Below are 7,548 nucleotides of genomic sequence, written 5' to 3'. Positions count from 1 at the left end.
CCCCCCCGCCCCCCCCCCCCCCCCCCCCCCCCCCCCCCCCCCCCCCCCCCCCCCCCCCCCCCCCCCCCCCCCCCCCCCCCCCCCCCCCCCCCCCCCCCCCCCCCCCCCCCCCCCCCCCCCCCCGCCCCCCCCCGCGAATCATGTCGGCTCTCTCTGAGGAAGCACCCCGCGGGCGGGGTCGGGCCGCCCCGGCGGCGCCGGCCGGTCGAACCGGGGTGCCGCGGGGGTGATCCGGTTCCTAGGAGCGGCCGCGCAACCGGTCCTGAACCGGCCCGTTCAGGCCCGGTTAAACCGCGCGGGCCCGCCGCGACCGCCCGGACTTTCGACAGGTCCGCCCGCATCGTGTAGAGGGGGCGCCTTCCTCCCGGAGGCCCCTGTGCTCCACGTCTCGACCCGCGGCGAGGCCGCGCCGCTCTCGTTCTCGGATGCCCTCCTCGCTGGCCTCGCCCGCGACGGCGGCCTCTACGTGCCGCAGACCTGGCCGCAGATCGGCCGGGCGGAGATCGCCGGCTTCGCCGGCAAGCCCTACGCGGAGGCCGCCAAGCGCGTGCTGCGCCCGCTGATCGATGGCGAGATCGAAGACACCGATCTCGACCGGATGATCGACGAATCCTACGCCACCTTCCGGCACCCGGCGGTCTGCCCGCTGACCCAGCTCGACGACAACCTGTTCCTGCTGGAGCTCTTCCACGGGCCGACGCTGGCCTTCAAGGACGTGGCGATGCAGCTGCTCGGGCGGCTGATGGACCACGTGCTCACCAAGCGCGACACCCGCGCCACCATCGTGGGCGCGACCTCAGGGGATACCGGCTCGGCTGCCGTCGAGGCGTTCGGGGGCCTCGACCGGGTCGACATCTTCATCCTCTACCCGCACGGGCGCGTGTCGGAGGTCCAGCGGCGGCAGATGACCTCGGTGCCGGCCCAGAACGTCCACGCGCTCGCCGTGGACGGCACCTTCGACGATTGCCAGAACCTGGTCAAAGCCCTGTTCCAGCACGCGGATTTTGCCGATTCGGTGCGCCTGTCCGGGGTCAACTCGATCAACTGGGCCCGGGTCGCGGCGCAGGCGGTGTACTACTTCACCAGCGCGGTGGCGCTCGGCGCCCCCCACCGGCCGGTCTCCTTCGCGGTGCCGACCGGCAATTTCGGCGACGTGCTGGCCGGCTGGGTCGCCAAGCGGATGGGGCTGCCGATCGAGCGGCTGATGATCGGCACCAACGCCAACGACATCCTGGTGCGCACCCTGGAGCACGGCGCCTACGCGCTGCGCGGCGTCGTGCCCACGACCTCGCCGTCCATGGACATCCAGATCTCGTCCAACTTCGAGCGGCTGCTGTTCGAGGCGCTCGGCCGCGACGCCTCGGCGCTGTCGCGGCTGATGTCCGGGCTGAAGCAGTCCGGCGGCTTTTCCTTGAGCCCGGAGATCCTGGCCTCAATCCGCTCCGAGTTCGACGCCGTCGCGGTGCCGGAGCCCGACGTGATGGAAGAGATCGCCCTGACCCAGGCCGCCACCGGGATCGTGCTCGATCCCCACAGCGCCATCGGGGTGCGCGCCGGCCGCCGGCTCCTGGAGCGGGATCCCGCGACCCCCGTCGTCGCCCTGGCCACGGCGCACCCCGCGAAATTCCCCGACGCGGTCGCCAAGGCCACCGGCGGCCTGCGCCCGCCCCTGCCGCCGCACCTCGCCGACCTCATGGACCGGCCCGAGCGCATGACCCCGGTGGCCAACGATCAGGCCGCCGTGGAGCGGCTGATCCGCGCGCGCGCCCGCATCACGAAGGGTGCCTGAGCCCGCGATGAACCAGCATTTCTCCACGCACGCCGCCTCCCCGTCCCTGCGCACCACGCGGCTCGCCAACGGCGTCACGGTGGTGACCGAGCCGATGCCCGGGGTGGCGACCGCCAGCGTCGGCGTCTGGGTCGGGGCCGGCTCGCGCAACGAGCGCGCCGACGAGGCCGGGCTGTCGCACCTCATCGAGCACATGGCGTTCAAGGGGACGCGCACGCGCTCGGCCCAGAGGATCGCCGAGGAGATCGAGAATGTCGGCGGCGAGATCAACGCCGCCACCTCCACGGAGGGGACGAGCTACACCGCCCGGGTGCTCGGCGAGGATGCCGGCCTCGCCCTCGACGTGATCGGCGACATCCTCACCGATTCGGTGTTCGATGCCGGCGAGCTCGCCCGCGAGAAGGGCGTGATCCTGCAGGAATACGCCGCCGTCGAGGACACCCCGGACGACGTGGTCTACGACGCCTTCACGGAGGCCGCCTTCCCGGACCAGCCGGTCGGACGGCCGATCCTCGGGCGTCCCGAGACGATCCGGAGCTTCGACGAGGCCGGCATCCGCGCCTACCTCGCCCGGGAATACACGCCGGACCGGATCGTCGTGGCCGGGGCCGGCGCGGTCACCCACGAGGCGATCGTCGAGGCGGCCGAGCGCCATTTCGGCGCCCTGCCGGCCAAGGCGGCGCCCGCGGCGGTGCCGGGGCTCTACGGCGGCGGCGAGCGGCGGATGCCGCGCAAGCTCGAACAGGCCAACGTCGTGATCGGCTTGCCCGGCCTGTCGTTCCGGGACGACGGCTACTACGCGCTGCACATGTTCGCGCAGGTGCTCGGCGGCGGCCTGACCTCGCGGCTGTGGCAGGAGGTGCGCGAGACCCGCGGCCTCGCCTACGAGATCCAGGCCTTCCACTGGCCGTTCTCCGATTGCGGCCTGTTCGGCATCGGCGCCGGGACCGCGGGGGCGGACCTGCCCGAGCTCGTCGACGTGACGCTGGCGGCCACGGCCCGGGCCGCCCGGGACCTCGCCGAGCCCGAGATCGCCCGTGCCAAGGCGCAGCTGAAGGTGTCGCTGCTCTCGGCGCTGGAGACGCCGGGCGGCCGCATCGAGCGCAACGCCCGCCAGATCCTGGCCTGGGGCCGGGTGATCCCGGCCGGCGAGGTGATCGACAAGGTCGACGCCGTCACGGTGGCGGACGTGCGGGCCGCCGCGGCCGCGATGCTCGAGGGCGCCCCGACGCTCGCGGCGATCGGTCCGATCCGCAAGCTGCCCGCCCTCGACCGGATCGCCGCCGCGCTTCGGGGGGCTTGAGCCTCCGTTGGGGCGCCCGACCGCGCGCGCCAGCCACGGTGAGGGTTAAGACACTCCGAGCCGGACAGGCTCTGAGACGCCCTGTTCGGGCCCCGCAACGACGCCCCCTGCCCCGCCCAACTTGATTTGGCCGCAAAGGGGCGCGATCCGCGGAGTCCGGATCCGGACCGGGGCGGCTGCCCCGGGGCCGGGGCCTTCCTTTCGATCGCGGCCGCCCGGGTGGCCGATGCCGAAGCTCGCACGGCCGGAACTCAAGACACCCTTGCGCATCCTCGCCCTCCTCCTGACCCTGGTCGGCGGCCTCGTCGGTGCCCTCTCGCTGTGTGGGCCGGCTCAAGCCGTCGAGGCGGTGCGCGTCACCCTCGACGCGCCGGTGATCGACCTGACCACCGCGATCGAGCGCTACCGCTCGGACGGCGACCTGATCCAGATCTCCACGGCGCCCGGCAAGGACGGCATCGTCCGCCGCATCGTCGTGAAGGCGCGGGACGCCGGCGCCCGGCCGGACTGGATCGTGTTCGCCCTCACCAACGACACCGACGAGCAGATCGACCGCATCCTGGTGGCGCCGCATTTCCGGCTGGTGGATTCCGGGGTGATCTGGCCCGATCTCGGCGGCTCGCGGATCGCCGCCATCACGGCGAGCCAGGGCATCCGCCCGGAGCGCGACGAGAACCCCGAGGCCGACCAGTTCACGATCACGCTGGATCCCGGCACCACGGTCACCTACGTCGCCGAGCTGCGCGGCCCCAACGTGCCCCAGCTGCACCTGTGGGATCAGGACGCCTACCGCCGCAAGACCGCCGGGCTGACCCTGTACAAGGGCATCATCATCGGCATCAGCGGGTTGCTGGCGCTGTTCCTGACCATCGTGTTCGTGGTCAAGGGCGCGATCATCTTCCCGGCCGCCGCGGCCCTGGCCTGGTCGGTGCTGGCCTATGCCTGCATCGATTTCGGCTTCCTGCAGCGGGTGTTCCCCGTCACCGAACTGGCCGAGCGGGTCTACCGGGCCTCCGCCGAGGCGGTGCTCGGGGCGACGCTGCTGGTGTTCCTGTTCGCCTACCTGAACCTCGCCCGCTGGCACGTGCGCTACAGCCACGTGGCGTTCTTCTGGCTGGCCTTCCTGGCGGGCCTCGTCGGGCTCGCGGTGTTCGACCCGCCGGTGGCGGCGGGGGTGGCGCGCATCTCCATCGCCGCGGTGGCGGGGATCGGCCTGCTGCTGATCGTCTACCTCGCCGCCCATAACGGCTACGACCGGGCGATCCTGCTGGTGCCGACCTGGCTGCTGCTGGTGGTCTGGGTGACGGCGGCGGGCTTCGCGGTCACCGGCCAGATCGGCAGCGACCTGGTGCAGCCGGCGCTGATCGGCGGCCTGGTGCTGATCGTGATGCTGATCGGCTTCACGGTGCTGCAGCACGCCTTCGCGGGGGGCGGCCTCAGCCATGCCCTCGTGTCGGACACCGAGCGGCGGGCGCTGGCGCTCACCGGCGCGGGCGACGTGGTGTTCGACTGGGACGTGCCGGCCGACCGGGTCTTCGCCGGCCCCGAGATCGAGGCGCAGCTCGGCCTGCCCCGGGGCACCCTGGAGGGCCCGGCGACGAACTGGCTCGGCACGCTCCACCCGTTCGACGTGGAGCGCTACTCGGCGGCCCTCGACACGGTGATCGAGGAGCGGCGCGGGCGCATCGTCCACGATTTCCGCCTGCGCTCGGCCGCCGGCACCTATTTCTGGTACCGGCTGAAGGCGCGGCCGGTGATCGGCGCCGACGGCGAGGTGATCCGCGTGGTCGGCACCATCGCGGACGTCACCGAGATCAAGACCGCCGAGGAGCGCCTGCTCCACGACGCGGTGCACGACAGCCTGACCGGCCTGCCCAACCGCGAGCTGTTCGGCGACCGCCTGGACGCGGCTCTGGCCTTCGCCGGCCAGGACCAGCGGCTCAAGCCGACCGTGATCGTGCTGGATGTCGACCGGTTCAAGGGCATCAACGACGCGATCGGCCTGTCGGCGGGCGATTCGATCCTGCTGACCCTGTCCCGCCGGCTCGGCCGCCTGCTGCGGCCGCAGGACAGCCTGGCCCGGATCACCAGCGACGAATTCGCCGTGATCCTGCTGTCCGAGCGCGACCCCGACCGGATCCTGGCGTTTGCCGAGATGATCCGCCGGGCGATCGCCACGCCGATCACCTATGCCGACCGGGAGATCTTCCTCACCGTCTCGATCGGGCTCGCGCTCTACGAGGCGGGGGCGAACCTGAAGCGCGACGAGGTGTTCAAGAGCGCCGAGATCGCCATGATCCAGGCCAAGCGCAACGGCGGCGACCGCATCGAGGTGTTCCGCGCCCATATGCGCACCGACCGCTCCGACCGGCTGATGCTGGAGAGCGACCTGCGCAAGGCGATCGAGCGCAACGAGCTGCGGGTGCTGTTCCTGCCGGTGGTCCGCCTCGAGGACCGCACCGTGGCGGGGTTCGAGACCGTGCTGCGCTGGGACCACCCGAAGCTCGGCCGCATCCCGGCCTCGACCTTCATGCCGCTCGCCGAGGAGAGCGGCTTCGTCGTCAACCTCGGCATCTTCGCCCTGGAGCGCACCGCCCTGGAACTCGCCGCCTGGCAGCGTTCCCTCGAGGTCGAGCCGCCGATCTTCGCGGCCTGCAACCTGTCGTCGCGCCAGCTCCTGCGCCACGACCTCCTGCACGACGTAAAAACCGTGCTGGCCCGCTCCGGGGCGCTGCCCGGCTCGCTCAAGCTGGAATTCAGCGAGAGCCTGGTGATGGAGAACCCGGAATACGCCGCCCAGATGCTGGCCCGCATCCACGACCTCGGGGCCGGCCTGTGCCTGTCGGATTTCGGCACCGGCTACTCGGCCCTGTCCTACCTCCAGCGCTTCCCGTTCGACACGATCAAGGTCGACGCGACCTTCGTGCGCCAGATCGGCACCGGCCAGACCGCGATCCTGCGCTCGATCGTCCGGATGGCGAGCGAACTGAACCTCGCCATCGTGGCGGAGGGCTGCGAATCGGAGAGCGACGCGCAGGCGCTGGCCGGGCTCGGCTGCGAATACGCCCTCGGGCCGGCCTTCGGCGAGCCGATGACCATGCTGCAGGCCCGCCAGATCGTCGGAGCCGCCCCCGAGGCGGCCTGATCTTGGTTCTGGCCGACCGAATCAGGTATACTGCCGACCAGCGATGAAGGCGGTGGCAGGGGATGCGATGACGCCCGAACAGGTCAGGCTCGTCCAGGACAGCTTCGCGAAGGTGCGGCCGATCGCCGGGACGGCGGCCGACCTGTTCTACGGGCGCCTGTTCGAGATCGCCCCGGAGGTCCGCCCGCTCTTCCCCGACGACATGGCCGAGCAGAAGAAGAAGCTGATGGCCATGCTGGGCCTGGCGGTGGCCCATCTCGGCCACCCGGAGACCGTGGCCCCGGCGATCCGGGATCTCGGGCGCAAGCACGTGGCCTACGGCACCCAGGCCGCCCACTACGCCCCGGTCGGCGCCGCGCTGCTGTGGACCCTGGAGCAGGGCCTCGGCCCGGACTTCACCCCGGAGGTCCGCGCGGCCTGGACCGAGACCTACACGCTGGTGGCCGGGTTGATGACGGGAGCGGCGGCGGAGGCCGCCTGAACCCCTTCGGAAGTCGACGATCGGTTTAAGTCCCCCTTAACCATGTCCGCGCAAGCTCCTGTTGATGGAATGGCGCTCCGGCGCGCGTGGAGGGGATGGGCGGATGGCCGAGGCGGCGAGGCGTTACCAGCAGGCGGGCAGCTCGGATCTCGTGCGTCGCCTGATCGCCCGGCCGGTCCGGCTGGAGCAGCAGGCCCGCACCCGGCTGCCGGTCCCCGGCCAGGCTCTGCCAGGCCAAGCTGTGCACGGCCAAGCTGTGCAGGATCCGCGCGTCTCCGGCGCCGCCCTGGACGACCTGTCCGAGGATTTCGACGAGGCCGACGAGATCGCCCGGCTCGAGACCGAGCTGCAGGTGATGAAGGCGGTGCTCCGGGCCCAGCGGCAGGAGGTCGAGGCCCTCCGGGCGCAGCGCCAGCTCCTGACCGAATCGGCGGCCAGCGACGACGTGCGGGCGACCCGCGAGCGCTGGGCGTCCCTGGTGGACACCCTGCTGATCCGCGCCCGGTGATCCCTCTCCAGACCAAGCGGGGTACGGCCATGGGCGCGCGCTGCTCGCTCGTCGTCAACGGCCGGTCGGTGCGCGTCTCGACCGGCGACACGCCGCTGGAGGCGGCGCTGGCCGAAGGCATGATCGCGCCCGTGCAGGCGCAGCTCGCCAGCCAGTTCGCCGGCCAGGGCAGCGCCGCGCCGTCGAGCCGCCGGCCGCCGGCCCGCCGGGCCCGGGGCGGGGGCGGTGGGTTTTAAAAAAATGGCGCTGGCGACGGGATTCAGTGTGTAGGTGTGGGGGGGGGCCGGTTAATTTAAAAAAAAGGGGGGGGGGGGGGGGGGGG

At 72.2% G+C, this 7,548-nt stretch carries 5 protein-coding genes and 1 pseudogene; all 6 read left to right on the top strand.

Going from position 1 to position 7,548, the window contains the following annotated elements; genetic code table 11:
* The first annotated feature begins 376 nt into the window (after positions 1 to 376).
* Complete coding sequence (gene thrC, locus FV242_RS31455; protein WP_147910309.1) at positions 377 to 1,789, top strand: threonine synthase; 1,413 nt, start codon at positions 377 to 379, stop codon at positions 1,787 to 1,789.
* A 7-nt stretch (positions 1,790 to 1,796) separates the two neighbouring features.
* Complete coding sequence (locus tag FV242_RS31450; RefSeq protein WP_147910310.1) at positions 1,797 to 3,092, top strand: pitrilysin family protein; 1,296 nt, start codon at positions 1,797 to 1,799, stop codon at positions 3,090 to 3,092.
* 226 nt (positions 3,093 to 3,318) lie between these two features.
* The gene (locus FV242_RS31445) at positions 3,319 to 6,237 is read left to right on the top strand and encodes a sensor domain-containing phosphodiesterase (RefSeq protein WP_147910311.1); all 2,919 of its coding nucleotides are present in this window, start codon (positions 3,319 to 3,321) and stop codon (positions 6,235 to 6,237) included.
* Between the two features lie 67 nt (positions 6,238 to 6,304).
* Positions 6,305 to 6,718, top strand: coding sequence for a globin family protein (locus FV242_RS31440; protein WP_147910312.1), 414 nt, complete (start codon positions 6,305 to 6,307; stop codon positions 6,716 to 6,718).
* 103 nt (positions 6,719 to 6,821) lie between these two features.
* A complete protein-coding gene (locus tag FV242_RS31435; protein WP_147941669.1) occupies positions 6,822 to 7,226 on the top strand; it encodes a hypothetical protein in 405 nt (134 codons plus the stop codon).
* 29 nt (positions 7,227 to 7,255) lie between these two features.
* Positions 7,256 to 7,432 (top strand): annotated as a pseudogene (locus FV242_RS31430) (ferredoxin--NAD(+) reductase); the annotation flags it as partial.
* Between the last annotated feature and the right edge of the window lie 116 nt (positions 7,433 to 7,548).

It is taken from the genome of Methylobacterium sp. WL64, assembly GCF_008039945.1.
Classification (GTDB): Bacteria; Pseudomonadota; Alphaproteobacteria; order Rhizobiales; family Beijerinckiaceae; genus Methylobacterium.
Note: the sequence above shows the minus strand (reverse complement) of the source record. Positions and strands in the feature narration are given on the sequence as shown.

Bases quoted from the DNA above. Each gene is read 5' to 3' on its own strand.
- FV242_RS31450 (WP_147910310.1), top strand. From the start codon at position 1,797: ATGAACCAGCATTTCTCCACGCACGCCGCCTCCCCGTCCCTGCGCACC.
- FV242_RS31445 (WP_147910311.1), top strand. From the start codon at position 3,319: ATGCCGAAGCTCGCACGGCCGGAACTCAAGACACCCTTGCGCATCCTC.
- FV242_RS31440 (WP_147910312.1), top strand. From the start codon at position 6,305: ATGACGCCCGAACAGGTCAGGCTCGTCCAGGACAGCTTCGCGAAGGTG.
- FV242_RS31435 (WP_147941669.1), top strand. From the start codon at position 6,822: ATGGCCGAGGCGGCGAGGCGTTACCAGCAGGCGGGCAGCTCGGATCTC.